Consider the following 19,704-nt stretch of genomic DNA (forward strand, 5'->3'; position numbering starts at 1 on the left):
GTTTATACTGAATAATATCATTAAACTTCTCCATTATTGGGGAAGTTTTTTTGTTAACCTAATGTGAATTTGTTGTATTTTTAATGTCTAAATTATTTTTGAATGGCATTAATAGATTTGTCTAAACAGGTTGCATTAGGAATCGATATCGGTGGAACAAACACCAAATACGGTTTTGTAAATCACCGTGGCGAAATCCTTGAAAAAGGCAGTATCAGAACCGATGAATACGAAAGAGTAGAAGATTTTATCGATGCACTTTACACCACCATTTCACCGCTGATGAAAAAGCACTGTGGCCAGAGACAGATTGATGGCATTGGCGTGGGCGCACCCAATGCAAATTACTATACCGGAACCATTGAACAGGCACCTAACCTTCGCTGGAAAGGTATTGTTCCATTTGCAGAATTAATGACGAAAAAGTTCGGTCTTCCATGTACCATGACCAATGATGCCAATGCCGCAGCTTTAGGTGAAATGATGTTTGGGGCTGCCAGAGGGATGAAAGATTTTATCATGATTACTCTGGGAACCGGCGTTGGAAGCGGAATTATCTCCGGTGGAAGCTTAATTTACGGACACGACGGATTTGCGGGAGAGCTTGGCCATACCATTGTAAAACCCGGAGGAAGAAAACACTGGAGTACGGGTTCTGAAGGTTCTCTGGAAGCTTACGCATCTGCCACAGGAATTTCGATCACCGCTAAAAAAATGCGTGCAGAATTCCCCGATTCTATGCTGAACTCTTATCCTGAAGAGGAAATAGATTCTAAGGTGGTTTACGAATGCGCATTAAAAGGCGATCCTACCGCAATTGAAGTGTTTAGATATACCGGACAGAAATTAGGTGAAGCGTTGGCGAATTTCGTGATGTTTTCTTCACCCGAAGCCATCCTTCTTTTCGGTGGTGTGATTAAAGCAGGTGATTTCATTTTGAAACCTACAAAACTGCACATGGAGCGCAACCTATTACCGATTTTCAGAAACAAAGTCAGACTTGTTTTCAGTGAATTAGACGAGGCAGACGCGGCCATTCTTGGCGCAAGTGCATTGGTATGGGAAAAGTAAAATAGCTTTGTATTAAAATAAATAAAAGAACATCTCAATAAGGGGGTGTTCTTTTTAATTTTGCTTACCAAACCAATTTTTGAGGTCCAATCGCTTATGATTGAGGGTGTATGCCGTAAATTTGAGGTTATAGACCTCAAACTTAAGGTTCGGAGCCTTAAAATTGAGGTTCAGAGGCTCAACTTTGAGGCTTAGAAGCTCATCCTTGAGATATTTAGCCTCAAATGTGAGCCTAATCAATTCACCAGAACTGGCATTTATCCGGCATTCACAATTAAATATCATTATGAATTAAAATTTTTATCATAGAAAAGCGTTATTAAAAAATGAATAAGATTTTAGTATTTTTGATGGGTCTAATGTTGACCTCTTGCAATGGTCAGGAGACGAAGAAACCTTTAACAAAAAATGTAAAAATGGATAAACAGAATTTAGAATATATCACCTTCGGTGGCGGCTGTTTTTGGTGCGTAGAAAGTTGTTTCAATATGCTGAAAGGGGTGGATGCAGCAATTTCAGGATACTCTGGCGGACATAAAGTCAACCCAACTTATGAAGAGGTTTGCACAGGAGAAACCGGTCATGCGGAAGTAGTACAGATTGCCTACGACCCGAAAATTATTTCTTACGAACAGCTGATGGATGTTTTCTTTTTCCTGCACGATCCCACACAATTGAACAGACAGGGAAATGATATCGGAACGCAGTACCGTTCAGTAATTTTCTATCAAGACGATGCAGAAAAACATAAAGCAGAATCCGCGTTAAAAGCATCAGAAACTTCCGGAAGATGGAACGGAAAATATGTGACAGAACTGGCGAAATTCGAAAAATTCTGGCCAGCAGAACAGTACCATCAGGGGTATTACAACAATAATCCAACCCAACCTTACTGCAGTGCGGTAGTAGGACCTAAAATAGCGAAGTTCAAAAAGCATTACGGCGAACTTGGCATGCTGGAACCGGAGACCGAATAAAAGACAGAGAAAATTCTCCGATTTTTTAGTATAAAAAATAAAGCCCGCTGAAATCAGCGGGCTTTACATTTACTATGATGTTTTTATTTTACTAAAGTCATTTCACTGATTAGGTGACCTGCTTTACCGTACTTTTCGATGATCCAAAGAACCATTCTTACGTCAACATTGATGGTCTTTTGAAGTTTCTCATCAAAGATGATGTCACCGCTCAGTGCTTCACTGTTACCGTCGAATGCAAGACCAAGAAGGTTGCCTTGTCCGTCTAAAATCGGTGAACCTGAATTACCACCGGTAATATCGTTATTAGAGAGGAAGTTTACCGGCATAAAGCCTTTCTTGTCAGCGTACTGGCCAAAGTCTTTTCTTTTCACCAAATCAAGGAAATCCTGTGGAAGATCAAATTCTTCGTCGCCTTTTTTGTATTTGGCTACCATTCCGTTAATCTCTGTGTAATAATTGTTTTTCGCTTTGATTCCTGCGTAATTACGGTCGCTTCTTACAGGTAAGGTAGAAATAGAACCGGTTGTAAGTCTCATCGTAGAGTTCGCATCCGGGTAGAATGCTTTTTCCGGTTGTGATTTTCTTAAACCATCTAAGAAGATTCTGCTGTTTTTAGCGAATGCTTCGTCAACTTTAGCATACTTTTCTGCACCCAATTTCTGATCTTCAACAAATCCGTTAGCCAGCTTAAGCAATGGATCTGCATCAATTTTAAGACGGTCCGGATTTTCAACAAAATTCATTACCGACTCTTTCGTTGCGAAAATTGATGAGTATGCCATCGTTGAAAGATTTTTAGCATCTGCAGCCAATAGGGTGGGTGAAGAGTCGCCTTTGCTTACTCTCTGTTGGTAAAGATTTACCATGGAATTAAGCATTTCTCCTTCCAGTTTAACATTAAATCCGTCATACATTCTGTCGATAGCATCTGTAACCTTAGTTTTCATTGCTGCTCTACCATTGGCATCCTGATCTGCATAAGTTTTCAATAGTGAACCCAGCTGATATGCTACCGGAATATATTTGGCATTTCTCTGAAGTTGAGAAGAATAGTTTCTCTCAACGTTTCTGTTAGAAAACTGTGCATAATTTGCTTTAATATCTGTTAAAACGCCTGAATACATTGCTTGGTTTTCTGGAAGAAGTGCCCAGGTCATGTATTTTGCTTCTAACTCTTTTTTGTCAGCGATGGTTCCATTTTTATTCACAGCATCGATAGTTCCCTGTCTGTTTTTCCAGTAGTTTGCCACAGATGCGTACTGAGAAGCATAATCTAATTTGGTTGCCTGATCAGCATCCATATGTTTCTTCATTACATCCATTGCTACTTTAGAGGCTTCTACCCAAGCCGGATAGTCTTTATTCACCATTTGTTCGATCCCGAAAGAAGTCAGGTATCTGTTAGTTCTTCCAGGAAAGCCAACAATCATCGCAAAATCGCCAGGTTTGTATCCTTTAAGCGAAATAGGAAGCGCATGTTTAGGCTTCATCGGAACGTTGTTCGGAGAGTATTCTGCCGGGTTTCCGTTAGAATCAGCATACACTCTGAACACAGAAAAATCTGCAGTATGTCTTGGCCACTCCCAGTTATCGGTATCGCCACCAAATTTACCCAGGGAGTTTGGAGGCGTACCTACCAATCTTACATCTTTAAAATCCTGATATACAAAATAATAGAATTCATTTCCGTTAAAGAAATCTCTTACTACAACACTGTATTTTCCGTTTTCAGAATTTTCGGCTTGTACTGCTTTATATTCAGCATCGATTACTGCTTTTCTCTCGTCTGCAGACATGCTATTATTTAGTTTAGCGTTGATGCGTTTGGTAACGTCATCCATTCTTACTAAAAACCTAACAGAAAGGCCTTTCGCAGGAAGTTCCTCGCTTTTTTTCATTGCCCAGAATCCGTTAGTCAGATGATCCTTTTCAGGTGTGGAAAGTGCTGCGATATTTCCATATCCGCAATGGTGATTGGTAAATAACAAACCTTCTTTAGATACCATCTCTGCGGTACACCCACCACCAAACTGCACAATTGCGTCTTTCAGGCTGGAGTTGTTCACGGAATAAATTTCTTCCGGTGTAAGTTTCAGACCTTGTTTTTTAAGATCAACTCCATTAAGTCTTTTAATCATCGTCATCAGCCACATCCCTTCATCGGCTCTCAACTGTACAAAGCTCAGCATGAATGTGAGCAGTAAAAATATTCTTTTCATTTATAAAATTATTTAATAGGCTAATTTATGAAAATCATTTGAAATACAGCTTTTCTACAAAAAAAATGGATGAGTTGCCTCATCCATTCCTTATTATATATATCAAAAATTATTTTTTGATAAGCTTCGTGTTTTCTACAGCACCTTCGCCGTAATATACCTGAAGAATGTAAGTTCCTTTTGGTAAAGAAGAGACATTGATCTGGTTACCCGCTTTGAAAGACTGAACTTTCTTACCTGTCATATCAATTACGGTAATGTTCTCGATTTTCTTGTTGGAAGAAACATTAACGATATCGGTAGCAGGGTTAGGATAAACTTTCAGGTTAGATTTTACTGTGTTATCAGAAACTCCAAGTGCTAAATTACCGCTGAACTTAAAGATTCCCTCACTTCCAGTAGGTCCATCTGAAAAGAAACCTGCCCAACCGGTAGTAGGATTTAAGAATGATACTTTACCTCTCTGTCCGCCGTCAATTCCTGGAATATTATCAATGATTGTCCAGTTTAAACCGCCATCTGTAGTATAGGAAGAACCAACACCTTGTGGTGCATTCGAACTAATCCCGGTACTTACGTAGGTATTTGCTGTTCCAGGCACATAGGCTATATCTCCAAAAAACCAGGTTCCGTTTGGAGTCAAAAGATCCCAGGTCGCGCCTCCATCATCTGAAGCATATAGTCCTGCCGTAGTAGTAGCAGGTGAGTCTGCTCCGTCAACAGCCAGCAGCAAGCCATTATTAGCATCTTTGAAAGCATAGGAGCCAGATGATCCGGAAGTTATTACACCTCCAAAATCAAGTACCGGACTATAACTTCCTGTCCAGGTATTTCCTCTGTCTGTAGAACGTAAAATACGGCCAATACTTGTTCCTATCCAAATATTGTCTCCTACAACTTCCTTAAGGCCTACATAAGTAAAATCATCCCCATTGTCCGGGGTTGGTGCACCAGCAACTGCAGTCCACGTTGTTCCTCCGTTAGAAGTTTTGAACATTTCAAATTTTCCGTTAAGCGGATCACCACTCGTCCAGCCGTTATTGGCATCCCAGAAATATACATGGTTGGCAAAGGAGCCTGAAGTATATCCAACAGTTTGTTGAGTCCAGCTTGTCCCACCATTTGTAGTTTTCCAGATTCTGTTGGCATTGGTACCTGCAGCAAAAGGAGCTGTAACCACCCAGGCAGTGTTGCCATCAACCGCTGATAAATCAGAAACTAATGCATTTGATCCAGGCCCTGTAATATTAGAAGCAGTCCAGGTAGTTCCGCCATTAGTGGTACGTGAAACAATTTTAGGATAAGTCCCCGCTCCCGATCCATCGTAAGCAAAAATCCAAACAGTGTTGGCGTCAACAATATCGATCTCGTCTACCCCGAAATTAGCGGGGAATTTTGTCCCTTGCGGCACCCAAGACTGAGCCTGAGACACCATGGCGGCTAGTACAAAGCCAGTAAGTAAAAGTTTTTTCATAATCTTTAAAGTTTAATGATTTTCTGTAAAAGTATATAAATCCTAAACGATACACAAACTATATTGTCGTTTTTTTAGCTTAGAGATGATTTTGGTGTAAATTAAAGAATTAGATTGAGTATGAATAAATATGAATCAAATAAGCTGATGAGACTTTAACATTTCGGTATGTGGAATATCATCTTCGAGATATTTTTTTCCTGTATCAACAAATCCAAATTCCGAATAGAAAGCCAAGAGATAATCCTGCGCCGAAATCCTAACTTCATTGGTTCTGAAGCGGGACTCAATTGTACCGAGCGCCAACTTTACTAATATTTTGCCTAATCTTAATTTCCGGTGGTCAGGATGAGTAAGCACTCTGCCGATGGAGGCTTCCGCATATTTTATTCCGAGATCAAAAATTCGACAATACGCCAATACATTTCCTTCTCTTTCAGCCCAAATGTGAACCGCCATCTCGTCGTATCCATCTGCATCCAGATAATAGCAGGTTTGCTCTACAATAAATACTTCCTGACGGATTTTAAGAACGTCATATAATTCTTTTGTGGAAAGTTCATCAAAGGTTTTAATTTTCCAGATCAATTCTTTCATTACTGAAAATTGACTTTATTATTAGTTAAAAAAGTATTGGTATCAGAAATGAATTTAAGAATCGCATCGCCTCCCTCCTTCTTTTCAGCAGAAGTAACATAAATTTCGGGCAGGTCTTCCCAGGTTTTAAGAAGTTCGTTTTTATAGTTTCCTACGTTAGTAATAACTGTATTGGGTTTTACTTTGTCTGCCTTTGTAAAAACAATTGAAAACGGCACTCCATTTTCGCCACACCATTCTATAAACTCAATATCGATTTTTTGCGGGGTATGCCTTGCGTCTACAAGCACAAAGAGATTAACCAGATTTTTCCGGTTCAATATATAGTTGGTAATCAGTTTTTCAAAATCCTTTCTCATACTTTTTGATACTCGGGCATAGCCGTAACCGGGCAAATCCGTAAGATACCAGGATTCATTGATGACGAAATGATTAATTAGCTGTGTTTTTCCCGGAGTTTGAGACGTTTTAGCAAGATCTTTATGATTCAGCATCGCATTGATCAGCGATGATTTTCCCACATTCGACCTGCCGATGAATGCATACTCCGGCAAGTTAGCCTCCGGGCAATCCTGCCATCTCCCACTACTCTTTACAAACTCTGCTGTCTTGATAACCATTTTATTTTTTTTCAAATTTAATTAAATAAAAAATGGAAGTTAAAAACTCCCACCTTATTTTTCTAATTTTTGCAGCCAACTGTACAGAATTTCATTGAATTCATCGGGCTTTTCCATCATCGCGGCATGTCCACAATTTTCAATCCAGAACAAATCTGAATTAGGCAGGAATTTATTCATATCTACCGCAACTTCCGGTGGCGTAACATTATCTTCTTTCCCCCAGATGAGACATACCGGCTTTGTAATTTTCGGCAAATCGTGCAACATATTATGTTTAATAGCACTTCTTGCAAGCATAACCGTTTTAATACCCTTCATTCTGTCGTTAACGACCGAAAAAACCTCATCTACCAACTCGTCTGTAGCGACGCTTGGATCGTAAAACACTTCCTGGGTTTTTTTTCTGATGTATTCTTTATCGGATTTACGCGGAAAACTGTCACCAAAAGTTCTTTCGTATAATCCTGAACTTCCTGTAAGAACCAAGTTCGCAACAAGTTCCGGCCTGGCAAGAGTGAGGATCAGGCCAATATGCCCACCCATTGAATTCCCTACAACAGTTACAGGCTGATCTGCTTTTTCTTCAATAAATTTCGCTACATATTTCGCGATCGTAGTAAGATTGGTGTGTAAAACAGGCAATTCATAAATAGGCAGTACAGGTACAAAAACCTTATACCCTCTTTCTGAAAAAAATTTTACCGTTTTGTCAAAATTGCTTAATCCTCCCATTAGTCCGTGTAATAGAATCAACGGATGCCCTTCTCCAGCTTCAATGAAAGAGTATTTTTTTTCTTTTTTCGTAATAAATCTCATAGGAATGCTTACTAAGCCCTGCAAAAATACAAATTAAAGACCAACTATTATTTAGATGACCGAATTTTCAATAAAAATAAAAATTTTCAGGAAAAAACTGACTGCTTTTTTGAAATATTTCTAAAAAATATCATTAGAGATAACTTCTTTTTAATCAAGCATTTAATTAGATTATTCAAAACTTATTAACAATAAGTCAAAAAGTGGGAAAAAGTGGGAAGTATTAGAAATTTTTATATAAATTTGTCCCAAATGAAGAATTTCATCGGTACATACGAATGCAAAATCGACGACAAAGGTCGCATAAAACTTCCTTCATCACTGGTAAAACAGATGGAGAATTTTGGCGGTGACTCTTTTGTGGTAAAGCGTTCCGTTTTCCAGTCGTGTTTGGAAGTTTATCCAATGACGGGATGGGAAAAACTGATGGAAAAAATTAATAAACTGAATCGTTTCCAAAAGAAAAATGCAGACTTTATCAGGCAGTTTACCGCAGGATTGAAAACGGTGGAACCCGATAACGCTGGCAGACTCCAGATTTCTAAGGACTTAACATTCTTCGCAAATCTGAAAAAAGAAATCGTCATCACAAGCGCCGGAGCACTGTTCGAGATTTGGGACAAAGAGGCGTACGAATCGGTAATAGCTACTTCAGAAGAAGATTTTGCCAAACTTGCAGAAGAAGTGATGGGCGACATCAATTTTGATGATGAAGAATAACGGTTGCAGAAAAATTGCAATAAAGTTTTAGTCGGGAAGTCTTTCTCCTTAATATAATATAGAATGTATCACAATCCGGTTTTGTTGAAGAAAAGTGTTGATGATTTGGTAACAAATCCTGACGGGATTTATGTGGATGTAACTTTCGGCGGCGGCGGACATTCCAGAGAAATCCTGAAAAGACTTTCATCCAAAGGCAGACTTTACAGCTTTGACCAGGATTTGGATGCTCTTAAAAATACCATTGAAGACGAAAGATTCACGCTCATCAACCAGAATTTCAGGTTTCTGGAAAACTCGCTGATGGCTTATGGAATCAGCAAAGTTGATGGAATCTTAGCAGATCTGGGTGTTTCTTCTCACCAGTTTGATGCAGCCGAGCGCGGTTTTTCAACACGCAGCAACGCTCCGCTTGACATGAGAATGAATGTGATGCAGGGCTTAGACGCAAAAAAAATCATCAACGAATACGAAGAAGAACAGCTCGCAGGTATTTTTTACTATTACGGCGAATTACGCGAATCCAGAAAACTGGCCCGCGAAATTGTTCATCACCGAAAAATTAAACCTATTGAAACCACGGAGGATCTCAAGAAGTTGTTCAGTTACATTCCGGCATTTAAACAGAACAAATTTTTCGCGCAGGTTTTTCAGGCAGTTAGAATCGAAGTGAATCAGGAACTCGAAGTACTGAAGGAAATGCTGATGCAGTCGTATAATATTTTGAAATCCGACGGCAGACTAGTTGTGATTTCCTATCATTCACTGGAAGACCGCCTGGTAAAACGCTTCCTCAAAAACGGAATGTTCGAAGGAGAACCGGCACGAGATATTTATGGGAATTATTCGAAGGCATTCAATCTCCTTCAAAGCAAGGCAATCGTACCGGATCAGGCTGAAATAGAAGAAAATTCCCGTGCAAGAAGTGCAAAAATGCGTGTGGGAATAAAAATATAATCAAAGATGAGTGATCGCATTCATCATATAAATGGCTAAAAAACAAACATATCGCCCTCAGAAAAAATTAACCTTTATTGATATAATTAAAGGGAATTTCCTGAACCGTGATGAAGTAAAAATTCATTACAAGTATTTTATGCTTGTTTTTTTGTTGCTGATGATTATGATTTACAGCAACCACCAGGTCAGTAAAAAGATAGAACTGGTAAATGAACTGAAAGAACAAACCGAGGAATATAAATCCCGGAACGCATATGCCCAAAGTCGTTTAATCAAAGTAAAACTTGAATCGGAACTGGGTAAAGAAATGGTGGAAGACTCCCTTTTATCACTGGAAAACCACCCACACAAATTATTGATAAAACTGGACAGTACAGATGGCAGTACTAAATGAATTCGAAAATAAGCGCTCAAAAACATTGAGATGGGGCTACCTTTTTGCCGGGGCAGCATTCATCCTTTTTGTCGTTTTTTTAGGTCGTATCATCATGCTGCAGAATACTAACGTTCAGGAAATTAAAGACGATTACATTAATAAAAATTATCGTGAAGCAACCTTAAAAGCAGCACGCGGAAATCTTTATGCAGCAGATGGATCCATCTTGGCTACTACTGTAATGCGGTACGATGTTTACCTCGACTTCAAAACAATAAAAGATACCGTTTATTCAAACAATATTGGCGCTTTAACAGATTCCTTATCTAAAATGTTTGGGAAGCCTAGAAGTTATTTCAGAGACCGCCTTGATCAGCAGAAAAAAGCAAACAACCAATACTACTCGTTGGTAAAAGGTCTTGATTTCGACGAATACGACCGTATCAGAAAATTCCCGATTTTCAAGAAAGGAAAAAACCGCGGCGGATTTATCGTAGACCGGAACTTTAAAAGAGAACTTGCCACAACACAAATCGGCGCAGGTACAATCGGAATGGATAACGGCGTTGCCAAATCAGGTTTGGAAGGCGCTTTCTCGAAATACATGACAGGAATCAACGGAACACGTCTGGAACAGCGTGTGAATTCCAGCCAATGGAAACCCATTGATTACTGGAAAGTTAAGGAACCTGTTGACGGACAGGACGTTTACACCACAATTGACTTAAGAATTCAGGATATTGCGCATTCTGCCCTTGAAAAACAGCTCATCAATTTCGATGCAGATCACGGCTCTGTCTTGGTGATGGAAGTGGCTACCGGAAAGGTAAAAGCAATGGTAAATCTCAAGCGTACTGAACCTGGAACTTATGTAGATTCCTACAATTACGCACTGAAAGATGCTACCGAGCCGGGCTCAACTTTCAAAACAGTTTCTCTTTTAGCTGCGATGGATGATGGTTTCATTGATGAAAACACAACAGTAAATGTTGGAAACGGTGTATGGACCTATGCGAAGCAGAGAATTTCGGACGGCCACGGAGGCGGAACTTATGAAATCGCTGATGTTTTGGCAAAATCAAGCAACGTCGGTTCAGCCAAGCTGATTACCCAATATTATGCAGACAAGCCTCAGGTTTTCCTCGATCACCTGAAAAGATGGAAAATGTTCGAAAAAATGGATATCGAACTTCCCGGAATCACAAAACCTTTCGTTGTAACTCCTGAAAATAAAAGATGGAATGCTGCAACGTTGGCATCGCTGTCTTACGGCTATTCATCAAGATTCAATCTTCTGCAGCTTACCACATTCTACAACGGAATTGCTAACAACGGTAAAATGCTGAAGCCTCTATTTATCGATAAAATCATGAAAGATGGTCAGGTTCTTTACAGTGCGAAACCCGAAATTATGGTCAATAAAATGGCTTCGCAAAAGGCGATTACTATGATGACCAACGCTCTGACCAAAGCTGTTGAAAAAGGTACCGCCAGAAGTATTTTCACACCAAATTTGAAAATGGCCGGGAAAACGGGAACCGCAAGATTCGAATACTGGAAACCCGGACCCGCAAAATATCAGGCGAGTTTCGCAGGCTTTTATCCCGCCGATAATCCAAAATATACGTGCATTGTGATGGTTAACCAGCCAGATCCTTCTAAAAGTTACTACGGATCTACTGTTGCAGCGCCAGTTTTCAAGGAAATTGCCGGAAAGACTTTCCTTAAGACGCCACAAAATATCGAGAGGGAAATGTTGGTCGATAAAAAAGTTGACCTCAGCAAAATGATTGAACCAACTGAAAAAATTGCCGTAAGAGGAAAACAGATGCCGAAAGTTGTTGGACTAATCGGTAAAAACGTAATTCCCCAACTTGAAAACCAAGGATATCGAGTTGATTATAAAGGCGTAGGACGAATTAGAGAACAGTTTCCTCTGGAAGGAACTACCATCAGTAAAAACCAGAGAATTTACCTGAGTTTACAGAATTAAAAAAAATGATTTTAGAAGTATTATTAAATAGAATCCCAGTACTCGAAATTTCGGGAAGTAAAACTTTAGAAATTTCAGAAATCGTTTTCGACAGCCGTAAAGCTGTGGAAAATTCGCTGTATGTAGCGGTGAAAGGAACGGTTTCCGACGGACATTCTTTTATTAATGCTGCCATCGAAAAAGGTGCGAAAGCAATTGTTTGCGAAGTTCTTCCTGAAAACAGTAATGCAGATATCACTTACATTCAGGTAAAAGATGCCTCAAAAACCTTGGGCCAGTTGGCTTCAAATTTTTACGGAAATCCTTCAGAAAAACTTAATTTAATAGGAATTACAGGCACGAACGGAAAAACTTCGGTGACTACCCTTTTATTTGATATTTTTAAAAATTTAGGATTTAAATCTGCTTTAATTTCGACGGTGGAATACAGGATTGCGGACGAAATTATTCCGTCAACTCACACAACGCCGGATATTGTACGCTTAAATCAAATGCTGGCTAAAGCAGTTGAAATGGGTTGCGAATATGCTTTTATGGAAGTTTCTTCGCACGGAATCCACCAGAACAGAACGGAAGGCCTGAATTTCAAAATCGCAGGATTTACCAATATTACTCATGATCATTTAGATTATCATAAAACCTTCAGCGAATACATTAAAACCAAAAAAAGGTTTTTCGATGAACTCAATCCGGAAGCAATTGCCATCACGAATAGTGATGACAAAAACGGAACTGTGATGCTGCAGAACACCAAAGCAACGCAAAAAACTTACGCGCTCAAAACAATGGCAGATTACCACGGAAGAATTCTGGAAGCAGACTTCAACGGGATGTTACTGAATTTTGGCGGCAAAGAATTCTGGACCACTTTAACAGGGAAATTCAATGTATACAACCTGCTTTTGGCTTATGCTGTGGCTATCGAAACCGGTTTTCATGAGGAAGATGTATTGAAAGCAATGTCGCAACTGAAAAGAGTAAAAGGAAGATTTGAAACGTTGAAATCCGACAGCGGAATCTTCTTTGTCATCGATTATGCGCATACGCCAGACGCGCTTGAAAATATTTTAGATTCCATCAACGATATCCGTACAAAAAACGAAAGATTGATTACGATCTTCGGTTGCGGCGGTGACCGGGATCATGCCAAGCGCCCGGAAATGGGGAAAATTGCAACCAGAAAATCTACTTTGGCAATCATCACAAACGACAATCCGCGAAGTGAAGATCCGGCAGCCATCATTAAAGAAATTGAAGCCGGCGTAGAACCGCAGAACTTCAGCAAATACACCTCAATTCCTGACCGGAAAGAGGCAATGAAAATGGCGATTAAATTCGCGGAACCCAAAGATATTATCCTCGTTGCCGGAAAAGGACACGAAGATTATCAGGAAATTAATGGCGTAAAACACCATTTTGATGATAAAGAAACCATTGTGGAATTAGCAAAACTGATGTCGAAATAATTTTCGAGAACCTCAAATATTAACCGAAAACCAAAGAAAATGTTATACTATCTCTACGAATATTTCACCAGCATCGGGATTCACGTTCCGGGACTTGGTATGTTCAGATTTATCTCTTTCCGTGCAGGTATGGCCGTGTTGCTTTCTCTGATTATCGCTTTGGTTTACGGAAAAAAAATCATCAATTACCTCCGAAAAAAACAAATGGGTGAGCAGGTTCGTGATTTGGGCTTAGAAGGTCAGAAGCAAAAAGAAGGAACACCTACAATGGGTGGTTTAATCATCATTCTTGCGACATTGATCCCCGTTTTACTTTTCACCAGAATCCTGAACATTTACATCATTTTACTCATCATTTCGGTAGTTTGGATGGGCGCCATCGGTTTTATTGATGATTATTTAAAGAAGATTAAAAAAAATAAAGACGGCTTAAGCGGAAAGTTCAAAGTTATCGGACAGGTTGGTTTGGGACTGATCGTTGGAGTTCTCATGTATTTTCATCCTGATGTTACGGTGAAACGAAAATATGCAGACGCAAAGGAGATCAACAGAAATAACATCGAGAAGAACTTTATGCCGACTGAGAAAGCTACCGTTTCCACCGTACCTTTCGTTAAAAATAATGAATTTGACTACAGCGGAATCCTGTTCTGGATGAGCCCCGAAGAAGCACACGAGTGGTCTTGGATTGTATTCATTCCAATGGTAATTTTCATCGTAACAGCGGTGTCAAATGGCGCCAATATTGCCGATGGGATTGATGGTCTTGCGGCGGGAACCAGCGTCGTCATCCTGCTTACACTGGCGTTCTTTGCATACATTTCCGGAAACATCATTTTTGCAGATTACCTCAACATTATGTTCCTTCCTAATATGGGTGAAACTACCATTTTTGCCCTCGCCCTTGTGGGTGCGGTAATCGGGTTTTTCTGGTACAATACCTATCCTGCGCAGGTTTTCATGGGCGATACCGGAAGTTTGATGTTGGGCGGCGTGATAGCGGTTTTAGCAATTATTTTGAGGAAAGAACTCATGATTCCAGTTCTTTGCGGAATTTTCCTGATTGAGAATATCTCTGTAATGCTTCAGGTCGGAGTTTTCAAATACAGAAAAAGAAAATACGGGCTGGAATATGCCCAGAACAACAGACTTTTCAAAATGTCGCCTCTTCATCATCATTATCAGAAAGAAGGTTACCACGAGAGCAAAATTGTGAACCGGATGATTATTATGGGGGTTTTATTTGCGATTATCTGTTTAATTACTTTAAAAGTGAGATAGCGGCAGGCACGGCTTGTCATTAAAAACATAAAAATGAAAATAGTTGTTTTAGGAGGCGGAGAAAGTGGCTTCGGCGCGGCATACCTGGCAAAGAGAAAAGGCCTGGAGGTTTTCCTGTCGGACAAAGGTCTTATCAAGGATGAGTACAAGAAGCTCTTGATCGACGCCGGAATTGAGTTTGAGGAAGGAAAACATGATGAAGAAAGAATTCTCGCTGCAGACTGGATTATCAAATCCCCCGGAATCCCCAAGAAAGCTGAGATTATTTCAAAAATCAACAGAAAAGGAATCAGGATCTCCTCTGAAATTGAATTTGCCTCTGAATTTACCGATGCCAAAATCATCGCCATTACAGGAAGCAATGGTAAAACCACAACAACATCGTTGATTTACCACATTCTGAAAAACGATGATCTTAAAGTAGGTCTGGGCGGAAACATCGGCAAAAGTTTTGCAAAACAGGTTGCCGACGAGAATTTTGATTACTATGTTCTGGAAGTTAGCTCCTTTCAGCTAGATGATATTCAGAATTTCAGACCTTATATTTCTATGTTGCTGAATTTGAGTCAGGATCATCTGGACCAGTATAATTACAATTACGAAGAGTATGCTCTGGCAAAATTCAGGATTGCAGAAAATCAGGAGAATGATAATTTTTTCATCTACAACAAGGATGACGAAATGAGCATGAATCTTCTCGAAAAACTCGAAATCAAAGCCAAGATGATTCCTTTCTCCCTGAAAGAAAACCTCAACGAAGGCGGTTATCTTAGCGAAGATAAAATGACCATAAAACTGGATGGAAATTTTTCCATTAAAATTGATGAATTAGCCTTGGTGGGAAACCACAATGTTGCCAACAGTCTGGCCGCTTCAATTGCAGGTAAAATACTGAAAATAAGCAACGAAAGCATCCGGAATTCATTAATGACCTTTCAGGCTGTAGAACACCGTTTGGAACAGGTCGCAGAAATTGATGGTGTAAAATTTATTAATGACAGCAAAGCGACCAACGTAAACGCTACTTATTATGCACTGGAAAGCATGAAACAGCCGACCATATGGATTGTTGGTGGAGTTGACAAAGGCAACGATTACACCGAAATCGAAGCACTTGTAAAAAGAAAAGTAAAAGCAATTGTGTGTCTGGGAATCGATAACCAGAAAATCCTCGATTTCTTCAAAGACAAAAAAGAACTGATTTACAGCACATCAAGTATGGAAGAAGCGGTAAAAATTTCGAAATCACTCGCAAAAAGCGGAGATACTGTATTGCTCTCGCCATGTTGTGCAAGTTTCGATTTATTCGATAACTACGAAGACCGCGGTACTAAATTTAAAAAAGAAGTTTTAAAATAAACCCTTCGGGGCATAAAAATGCAGGAAACAGAAAACAAATTCGAATTATTAAAAGGCGATAAAGTCCTTTGGAGCGTGATCTTACTGATTTCGTTCTTTTCGGTGTTCCCTGTTTATTCCGCAAGTTCGAATCTGGAATATATCGTTAACAGCGGTACCACTACGTCTCACTTAATCAAACATACCTTTTTTGTGGTATTGGGCTTGGCTATTATGCGATTCGTTGGGGTCGTAAAATACGAGTATATTGGCAAACTCAGCAGTATTCTGTTGGCATTTATGGTTCTCCTCCTGGGTTTAACAATGTTTGCAGGGCAAACCATAGACGGGGCTTCAGCATCGCGGTGGTTAAAGATTCCTGGTACACCAATTTCATTCCAGCCCTCATCTTTCGCTTACCTTTTGCTCATCATTTATTTGTGCAGATATTTAACCAAAAAGATCAAAAGGGAACGCCATACCTGGGAAAACATTCTCTTTATTTTCGGGCCGGTTCTCCTCGTGTTTGGTCTGGTAGCAAAGGATAATGGATCTACAGCATTAATGATTTTAATTGTTTCGCTAGCGGTTATGCTTATTGGTCAACTGAGTAAAAAATACATTTTTGGCTTCGTAGGAATCTCTTCCTTAGCAATTGGGATCTTTATATTCCTTGCGCTGAAAACCGATATGATCGAAAACAACCGTGTGCACACCTGGATGAGCCGCGTGGAAGTTTTCATGGATTCTAAGCAGCAGAACCAGATCGAAAATGAAATTGACAAGGCTAAAAATTATCAGGTCATGCAGGCAAAAGCAGCCATCGTTCACGGTGGAATTGCCGGAATGGGGCCTGGTAAAAGCGCTCTTAAACAAATGCTTCCACAGTCAGCGTCTGATTTTATCTTCGCAATTATTGTAGAAGAATACGGGTTTTTTGGTGCTTTGGCGTTAATATCACTCTATCTCATTATGATCATCAGAATCGTGATGATCGCTAGTAAAATGCCTGCATTTTTCGGCAGTTTACTTGTGCTGAGTCTCGGAATTATGATCTTCGTACAGCTGTCAGTGAATATTGCTGTCGCGGTAAATCTTATTCCGGTTACAGGACAGCCTTTACCATTAATCAGTTACGGTGGAACATCAATGTTGGTAACTTACATACAGCTGGGAATTATCCTCAATGTGAGTTCAAGAATTCAGGTTTATGACGAAGAAGGAATGGGTAAAAAACAGGATCTCGAAGAAATAAATGATATCGCATAAAATTCGGTTTTAAGAAGATGAACAAAAAGATAAAAGTTTTAATGAGCGGCGGCGGAACAGGTGGACACATCTTCCCGGCTATCGCTATTGCCGACGAAATCAAAAAAAGATTTCCGGAAGCTGAATTCTTGTTCATAGGCGCAAACGGCAAAATGGAAATGGAAAAAGTTCCGCAGGCGGGTTATAAAATTATCGGTTTAAATATCGCCGGTTTCGACCGGGGGAACCTTCTGAAAAATGTCGGCTTGCCTTTCAAAGTCGTTTCAAGCCTGACAAAAGCAAGAAAAGCGATTAAAGATTTTAAACCCGATTTCGCTGTAGGAACCGGCGGTTTTGCCAGCGGTCCTGCATTATTTATGGCTTCGGTGCTTGGCGTACCGATTTTTGTTCAGGAACAGAATTCCCTTCCGGGTAAAACCAATATGTTTCTGGCTAAACGTGCTAAAGCAGTATTCACAGCGTATCCGAATATGGATCAGTTCTTCAGCGGAACCAAAACTTTTTTTCTTGGAAATCCAATCCGGAACAGCATCATTACCAACTTAATTGATGGCGAGATTGCAAAAGAAAAAATTGGGCTCGACAAACATAAACTTACGATTATTTCCGTGGGAGGATCTCTGGGCTCCAGAACCCTGAACAATGCCTGGAAAGACCATTTAGATAAGTTCATAGAAAAAGATTACCAACTGATCTGGCAAACCGGCAAAACCGATTACCAGAATATTTTGTCAGAAACAGAGACTAAGCAACACCGAAATGTTCAGATTTTAGAATTTATAAAAAATATGGAACTGGCATATTCTGCAGCTGATGTAATTGTTTCCAGAGCCGGCGCGATTGCTATTTCTGAACTTGCGGTAGCGAAGAAACCCGTTCTTCTGGTACCTTTCCCATTTGCTGCCGAAGATCATCAGACTAAAAATGCGCTGACTTTGGTTGAAAAAAATGCGGCAAGAATGGTAAGAGATACCGAGATGAAAGAGAAATTTTGGTCCACACTGATAGAAATCTGCGAAAGCGAAAACCTCAGGAAAGAAATGTCCACCAACATGGAATTCTTTGCCAAACCAGACGCAGCACAGGAAATTGTTTCTGAAATCCTAACCACATTAAACATCAAATCGTAAGCGAAAAATGAAAGCTTTATCAACATATCAAAACTTCTACTTCGTAGGAATCGGCGGCATAGGAATGAGCGCTTTGGCTCGTTACTTCAACGCATCCGGAAAAAAAGTGATGGGTTACGATAAAACCGGAACAAAGATTACGGCTGCTTTGGTGTCAGAGGGAATTGATATTACTTTTGATGATGTTATTTCAGAAGAAATTAAGCAGTTGAATCCGGAAAATACGCTGGTGATTTTTACTCCGGCCATTAAAAAACTCGATATTTTAAATCATTTAAATGATAATGGTTTCACTGTCCTGAAAAGAGCGAAAGTTCTGGGTTTAATTACCGAAAACACCGCCTGTATTGCCATTGCGGGAACACATGGCAAAACAACAACTTCTTCTTTGGTGGCACATCTCTGTAAAGAAGCTAATCTTTCGTTTTCAGCTTTTTTGGGTGGAATTGCAGAGAATTTCAAATCGAATTTCCTTTACAACGGAAACGGCATTTCGGTTGTTGAAGCCGATGAATACGACAGAAGTTTTCTCAACCTTTCCCCTGATTGGGCAGTGATTACGTCAACCGATGCCGATCATCTTGATATTTATGGCGATAAGGCAACAATTGAACAGGGCTTCCGGGATTTTGCAGATTTGGTTCCCGAAGACAAGCAGCTTTTTATAAGAAAAGGTATCAATATCGGTCGAAGCGCAAGGACTTACGCTGTAAACGAGGAAGCAGATTATTATTCAGACAACATCCGAGAAATCGGCGATAAAATTTACTTTGATTTCCATACTCCGACGGAGGAGATTGATAATTTCGAATGGGAAATTCCCGGGATTCACAATGTAGAGAATGCTACGGTTGCCATTGCGATCCTGCACAATTTAGGTGTGGATTTCGAAACCTTAAAACGCGCAATTGCCAACTTTAAAGGAATTAAAAGAAGATATACTAAACACCGTTTCGAAAACGGCAAAATTTATATCGACGATTACGCGCACCATCCGACAGAACTGAATGCCGTGATTGGTTCCATTAAAACCTTTTATCCCGGTAAAAAATTGTTGGTGGTTTTCCAGCCGCATCTTTTCAGCAGAACACGGGATTTTGCCGATGGCTTCGCTGAAAGTTTAGATAAAGCTGATGAGCTCATTCTTCTGGATATTTATCCGGCGCGTGAATTACAGGAAAATTTTGAAGGCGTAACCTCAAAATGGCTTGCAGAAAAACTAAAATTAGAAAACAGTGAGGTTTCCTCTTTAAGTGAAGCTTTCAACAGAATTAAAGAAAAAGATTTCGATGTATTATTAACGGTAGGCGCCGGGAATATTGATACGCTGTACGACGGAATTATAGAATGGCTTTCGGCCAGATAAATTGATAAGCGCTTTAAAATAATTA

Annotated in this window: 17 protein-coding genes; 12 read left to right on the forward strand and 5 right to left on the reverse strand. The window is 39.8% G+C overall.

Features of this window, described 5'->3' with window-relative positions; all coding sequences use genetic code 11:
- Positions 1-102: 102 nt before the first annotated feature.
- Complete coding sequence (locus KTV93_RS06530; protein ID WP_218248156.1) at positions 103-1,071, forward strand: ROK family protein; 969 nt, start codon at positions 103-105, stop codon at positions 1,069-1,071.
- A 326-nt stretch (positions 1,072-1,397) separates the two neighbouring features.
- Complete coding sequence (gene msrA, locus KTV93_RS06535; RefSeq protein WP_218248157.1) at positions 1,398-2,048, forward strand: peptide-methionine (S)-S-oxide reductase MsrA; 651 nt, start codon at positions 1,398-1,400, stop codon at positions 2,046-2,048.
- A gap of 83 nt (positions 2,049-2,131) precedes the next feature.
- On the opposite strand, the gene KTV93_RS06540 is transcribed toward msrA, so the two are convergent.
- The 5 genes from KTV93_RS06540 to KTV93_RS06560 form a co-directional block, all read right to left on the reverse strand.
- Complete coding sequence (locus tag KTV93_RS06540) at positions 2,132-4,270, reverse strand: S46 family peptidase (RefSeq protein WP_218248158.1); 2,139 nt, start codon at positions 4,268-4,270, stop codon at positions 2,132-2,134.
- 109 nt (positions 4,271-4,379) lie between these two features.
- Positions 4,380-5,744, reverse strand: coding sequence for a T9SS type A sorting domain-containing protein (locus tag KTV93_RS06545; RefSeq protein ID WP_218248159.1), 1,365 nt, complete (start codon positions 5,742-5,744; stop codon positions 4,380-4,382).
- A gap of 135 nt (positions 5,745-5,879) precedes the next feature.
- Positions 5,880-6,341 carry a GNAT family N-acetyltransferase gene (locus KTV93_RS06550; protein WP_218248160.1) on the reverse strand — a complete coding sequence of 154 codons (462 nt, stop codon included), beginning with the start codon at positions 6,339-6,341 and terminating at the stop codon, positions 5,880-5,882.
- A complete protein-coding gene (gene yihA / locus KTV93_RS06555) occupies positions 6,341-6,961 on the reverse strand; it encodes a ribosome biogenesis GTP-binding protein YihA/YsxC (RefSeq protein WP_218248161.1) in 621 nt (206 codons plus the stop codon). Before yihA ends, KTV93_RS06550 begins: the two co-directional genes overlap by 1 nt.
- A gap of 54 nt (positions 6,962-7,015) precedes the next feature.
- On the reverse strand, positions 7,016-7,780 hold the full coding sequence (locus KTV93_RS06560; RefSeq protein ID WP_218248162.1) for an alpha/beta fold hydrolase: 765 nt from the start codon (positions 7,778-7,780) through the stop codon (positions 7,016-7,018).
- 252 nt (positions 7,781-8,032) lie between these two features.
- Here KTV93_RS06560 and mraZ point away from each other — a divergent pair, with 252 nt between their 5' ends.
- From mraZ to murC, 10 genes are all read left to right on the forward strand, one after another.
- A complete protein-coding gene (gene mraZ / locus KTV93_RS06565) occupies positions 8,033-8,500 on the forward strand; it encodes a division/cell wall cluster transcriptional repressor MraZ (RefSeq protein ID WP_218248163.1) in 468 nt (155 codons plus the stop codon).
- Positions 8,501-8,563: 63 nt separating this feature from the next.
- Complete coding sequence (gene rsmH, locus KTV93_RS06570) at positions 8,564-9,457, forward strand: 16S rRNA (cytosine(1402)-N(4))-methyltransferase RsmH (protein WP_218248164.1); 894 nt, start codon at positions 8,564-8,566, stop codon at positions 9,455-9,457.
- A gap of 31 nt (positions 9,458-9,488) precedes the next feature.
- Positions 9,489-9,854 carry an FtsL-like putative cell division protein gene (locus tag KTV93_RS06575; protein ID WP_218248165.1) on the forward strand — a complete coding sequence of 122 codons (366 nt, stop codon included), beginning with the start codon at positions 9,489-9,491 and terminating at the stop codon, positions 9,852-9,854.
- Positions 9,838-11,829 (forward strand): penicillin-binding transpeptidase domain-containing protein, encoded by a 1,992-nt coding sequence (locus tag KTV93_RS06580; protein ID WP_218248166.1) that lies wholly within the window; start codon positions 9,838-9,840, stop codon positions 11,827-11,829. The genes KTV93_RS06575 and KTV93_RS06580 overlap by 17 nt, the downstream gene beginning before the upstream one ends.
- A 5-nt stretch (positions 11,830-11,834) precedes the next feature.
- Positions 11,835-13,295, forward strand: a complete 1,461-nt coding sequence (locus KTV93_RS06585) for a UDP-N-acetylmuramoyl-L-alanyl-D-glutamate--2,6-diaminopimelate ligase (protein ID WP_218248167.1) — start codon at positions 11,835-11,837, stop codon at positions 13,293-13,295.
- A 39-nt stretch (positions 13,296-13,334) separates the two neighbouring features.
- Entirely contained in the window at positions 13,335-14,576 is a 1,242-nt protein-coding gene (gene mraY / locus KTV93_RS06590; RefSeq protein ID WP_218248168.1) for a phospho-N-acetylmuramoyl-pentapeptide-transferase, read from the forward strand.
- A gap of 33 nt (positions 14,577-14,609) precedes the next feature.
- Entirely contained in the window at positions 14,610-15,935 is a 1,326-nt protein-coding gene (murD, locus tag KTV93_RS06595; RefSeq protein ID WP_218248169.1) for a UDP-N-acetylmuramoyl-L-alanine--D-glutamate ligase, read from the forward strand.
- Positions 15,936-15,953: 18 nt separating this feature from the next.
- Entirely contained in the window at positions 15,954-17,183 is a 1,230-nt protein-coding gene (locus KTV93_RS06600) for an FtsW/RodA/SpoVE family cell cycle protein (RefSeq protein ID WP_218248170.1), read from the forward strand.
- 17 nt (positions 17,184-17,200) lie between these two features.
- Positions 17,201-18,313: an undecaprenyldiphospho-muramoylpentapeptide beta-N-acetylglucosaminyltransferase gene (gene murG / locus KTV93_RS06605; RefSeq protein ID WP_218248171.1), complete on the forward strand. Its 1,113-nt coding sequence runs from the start codon at positions 17,201-17,203 to the stop codon at positions 18,311-18,313.
- Between the two features lie 7 nt (positions 18,314-18,320).
- Positions 18,321-19,679: a UDP-N-acetylmuramate--L-alanine ligase gene (gene murC, locus KTV93_RS06610; RefSeq protein ID WP_218248172.1), complete on the forward strand. Its 1,359-nt coding sequence runs from the start codon at positions 18,321-18,323 to the stop codon at positions 19,677-19,679.
- Positions 19,680-19,704: the final 25 nt, after the last annotated feature.

It is taken from the genome of Kaistella faecalis (genome assembly GCF_019195395.1).
Taxonomy (GTDB): domain Bacteria; phylum Bacteroidota; class Bacteroidia; order Flavobacteriales; family Weeksellaceae; genus Kaistella; species Kaistella faecalis.

Coding starts and splice junctions, on each gene's coding strand:
- KTV93_RS06550 (WP_218248160.1), bottom strand. CDS start 6,341: ATGAAAGAATTGATCTGGAAAATTAAAACCTTTGATGAACTTTCCACA.
- murD (WP_218248169.1), top strand. CDS start 14,610: ATGAAAATAGTTGTTTTAGGAGGCGGAGAAAGTGGCTTCGGCGCGGCA.
- KTV93_RS06560 (WP_218248162.1), bottom strand. CDS start 7,780: ATGAGATTTATTACGAAAAAAGAAAAAAAATACTCTTTCATTGAAGCT.
- KTV93_RS06580 (WP_218248166.1), top strand. CDS start 9,838: ATGGCAGTACTAAATGAATTCGAAAATAAGCGCTCAAAAACATTGAGA.
- yihA (WP_218248161.1), bottom strand. CDS start 6,961: ATGGTTATCAAGACAGCAGAGTTTGTAAAGAGTAGTGGGAGATGGCAG.
- mraY (WP_218248168.1), top strand. CDS start 13,335: ATGTTATACTATCTCTACGAATATTTCACCAGCATCGGGATTCACGTT.
- murG (WP_218248171.1), top strand. CDS start 17,201: ATGAACAAAAAGATAAAAGTTTTAATGAGCGGCGGCGGAACAGGTGGA.
- mraZ (WP_218248163.1), top strand. CDS start 8,033: ATGAAGAATTTCATCGGTACATACGAATGCAAAATCGACGACAAAGGT.
- KTV93_RS06540 (WP_218248158.1), bottom strand. CDS start 4,270: ATGAAAAGAATATTTTTACTGCTCACATTCATGCTGAGCTTTGTACAG.
- KTV93_RS06575 (WP_218248165.1), top strand. CDS start 9,489: ATGGCTAAAAAACAAACATATCGCCCTCAGAAAAAATTAACCTTTATT.
- KTV93_RS06600 (WP_218248170.1), top strand. CDS start 15,954: ATGCAGGAAACAGAAAACAAATTCGAATTATTAAAAGGCGATAAAGTC.
- msrA (WP_218248157.1), top strand. CDS start 1,398: ATGAATAAGATTTTAGTATTTTTGATGGGTCTAATGTTGACCTCTTGC.
- KTV93_RS06545 (WP_218248159.1), bottom strand. CDS start 5,744: ATGAAAAAACTTTTACTTACTGGCTTTGTACTAGCCGCCATGGTGTCT.
- KTV93_RS06530 (WP_218248156.1), top strand. CDS start 103: ATGGCATTAATAGATTTGTCTAAACAGGTTGCATTAGGAATCGATATC.
- KTV93_RS06585 (WP_218248167.1), top strand. CDS start 11,835: ATGATTTTAGAAGTATTATTAAATAGAATCCCAGTACTCGAAATTTCG.
- rsmH (WP_218248164.1), top strand. CDS start 8,564: ATGTATCACAATCCGGTTTTGTTGAAGAAAAGTGTTGATGATTTGGTA.
- murC (WP_218248172.1), top strand. CDS start 18,321: ATGAAAGCTTTATCAACATATCAAAACTTCTACTTCGTAGGAATCGGC.